This is a genomic window from Methylobacterium sp. WL18, assembly GCF_008040015.1.
GTDB classification, from domain to species: Bacteria; Pseudomonadota; Alphaproteobacteria; order Rhizobiales; family Beijerinckiaceae; genus Methylobacterium; species Methylobacterium mesophilicum.
The window spans coordinates 1-2,403 of the sequence record NZ_VRVD01000683.1; the positions used below are offsets into that span (position 1 = coordinate 1).

The 2,403-nt window shown below is 68.2% G+C and carries 4 protein-coding genes; all 4 read right to left on the bottom strand.

Annotation, left to right across the window (positions count from 1 at the left end; all coding sequences use genetic code 11):
- Positions 1-41: 41 nt before the first annotated feature.
- The 4 genes from FV228_RS33480 to FV228_RS26955 all read right to left on the bottom strand — a co-directional run bounded on the left by FV228_RS33480 (position 42) and on the right by FV228_RS26955 (position 2,214).
- A complete protein-coding gene (locus FV228_RS33480) occupies positions 42-194 on the bottom strand; it encodes a hypothetical protein (RefSeq protein ID WP_187277933.1) in 153 nt (50 codons plus the stop codon).
- A 10-nt stretch (positions 195-204) separates the two neighbouring features.
- Positions 205-651: a (2Fe-2S)-binding protein gene (locus FV228_RS26945; RefSeq protein WP_147857322.1), complete on the bottom strand. Its 447-nt coding sequence runs from the start codon at positions 649-651 to the stop codon at positions 205-207.
- A gap of 101 nt (positions 652-752) precedes the next feature.
- Complete coding sequence (locus tag FV228_RS26950; RefSeq protein WP_147857323.1) at positions 753-1,709, bottom strand: GlxA family transcriptional regulator; 957 nt, start codon at positions 1,707-1,709, stop codon at positions 753-755.
- 232 nt (positions 1,710-1,941) lie between these two features.
- Complete coding sequence (locus FV228_RS26955; RefSeq protein ID WP_147857324.1) at positions 1,942-2,214, bottom strand: aspartate-semialdehyde dehydrogenase; 273 nt, start codon at positions 2,212-2,214, stop codon at positions 1,942-1,944.
- Positions 2,215-2,403: the final 189 nt, after the last annotated feature.

The following is a 2,403-nucleotide window of genomic DNA, read 5'->3' on the forward strand; positions in this document are numbered from 1 at the left end:
CCTAGATCTACACTGAGTATTTGGTCGGCAGCGTCTGATTTTTATATGAGACTGGGCAGCGCCACGCTGAGCACCAGCGCACTGCCGGCGGCCGTGAGGAAGCCGCGCCGCGATGCGGCGCGCGGCAGCTTTTCGACCACGGTCACGGCGTCCGCCGGGGCCGGAGCGAGGAACCGTTCCAGAAACTGTTCCATGCCGCCCTCCTCAGGCCGCGGCCTGCCGCACGGCGGCGGCGATGGCGTTGTAGGTTCCGCAGCGGCACAGGTTGGTCATCGCGTCGGCGATGTCGGCATCGGTGGGGCGCGGCGTCTGCTTGAGCAGGGCGGTCGCGGCCATGACCTGACCCGACTGGCAATAGCCGCATTGCGGCACCTGCAGCGACACCCAGGCCGCCACGACCTTCCGGCCGACCGCGTCCTGCTCCACCGCCTCGATCGTGGCGACGGGCTGCGTGCCGACGCTCTCGATCGGGATCTGGCAGGAGCGCGTCGCCTGCCCGTCGAGCAGCACCGTGCAGGCCCCGCATTGGCCGATGCCGCACCCGTACTTGGTGCCGGTCAGGCCGAGCGTATCACGCAGGACGAACAGTAATGGCGTATCGGGCTCGGCATCGACTGCATGTTGGCGACCATTGATCGACAGGTTCACCATGATCGTGTCCGTCCGAATATCAGCAGGGCCTGCACCATGCTTAAGCGTGGCCCTGCCCGCCGCCTACGCCATAAAGGCCTCGTTTTCGGACATGGTCCGCGTCACATCACGGCAAGCGGCCCGGCGGCCTGGCGGATCCGCCGGGGAACCTCGCCGTAGACCCGGAGGAACGACCGGCGCATCCGCTCGCGGTTGGCGAACCCGACCGCCTGGGCGATCGCCTCCAGCGGCAGCCGGCTCTCCTCCAGCATCAGCTTGGCCGCCTCGACCCGGATCGTCTCGACCGCCTTGGCCGGCGAGGTTCCGGTCTCGGCGCGGAACAGGCGCGTCAGCTGGCGCGGGCTCAGGCAGGCCACCGCCGCCAGGTCCTCGGCGGTCAGGGACTTGGGGAGGTTGCGGCGGGCGTAGGCCAGGACGCTCTGGATCCGATCGGTCGGCGGATCGACATCGAGCAGGGCCGAGCGCTGCGCCTGGCCGCCGGACCGGCGCCGCTCCATCACCAGCCCCCGGGCGACCGAGGTGGCGAGGTCCCGGCCGTGGTCGCGCTCGACCATGCCGACCGCGAGGTCGATGGCCGCCGACATGCCGGCCGAGGTCCAGATGTTGTCGTCGGCGATGTAGATCTTGTCGACGTCGAGCTTGCAGGCGGGGTAGCGCGCGCGGAAATGGGCCGCGAAGTACCAATGCGTGGTCGCGCGCCGCCCGTCGAGGATACCCGCATCGGCCAGGATGAAGGCCCCCAGGCACAGGCCGGCGAGCCGGCGGGTCGATTGCGCGGCGGCGCGGATATAGGCGGCGAGCCCCGGCGCGGTCGTCGGGATGCCGACGCCGGCCGCGACCAGGATCGGGGCGACGGCGTCCGGCTCGGCCAGCGGCTCGGTGGCGACGTCGGCGCCCAGGCCGGCCCGGAGCCGGCCGCCGAACTCGGAATGCAGGCGGACGTCGTAGAGCTTCTCGCCCGCATACCAGTTCGCCATCTCGAACGGCGAGGTCACGGCCAATCCCATGAAGTCGAAATCGGGGCAGAGGACGAGGCCGATGCGACGCGCCGCTGCCATGATGAACCGTCCCGTTCCGCCCCGGTATCGGATTTTGTATTAGCATTCCTTTCGGCATAGGGCGAACGGTAGAAGCACATCCCGACGGGCGCGACGCGGTTTTCGCACCGGATACGGATCAACCGCCGCGCCGAGGGAGCGCATGACCGAGACACGCGCCGCGGATCCTTCGCGCGGGCCGCGAGATCTTGAAGCCCGCCGGGCCCATCGGAAACACCGATCGGTCGATCCCTCAGTGAAGCAGGACGTCCCCGGAGATCGTACGGAGTTCGGCGGGCGTCACGAGCTGGCAGTGCATGACCTTCACCGAATGCACCGGGCCATCCAGCTTCTCCTGCCAGAAGGCCAGGAACTTCTTCAATTCGGGCAGTTGAGGAAACAGATCGAGCTGCTGCCAGATGAATGTCTGGAGAAGATGCGGATAATCGGGAAGGTGGTAAAAGATTTCCGCCGTCGTCAGGCTGTATCCGTCGATCCAAGAGGGTCGCTTTATCGAGGTCGCCATCACCCAACTCACGCAAGCCGGTTGACCGAGACGCCAGGCTAACCCAGGCGGTTTGCCACCTCAAGGAAGCGGTTGGCGATGATCCCGCGGTTCGACGGAAGCTGGTGCCGCCCCGCGCCCGCGTGAACACGAAAGCTTGCGGGGCGAGGGCCGGCGGATGGCGCCGGGCGCGTCGTGGCGCAGGACGGC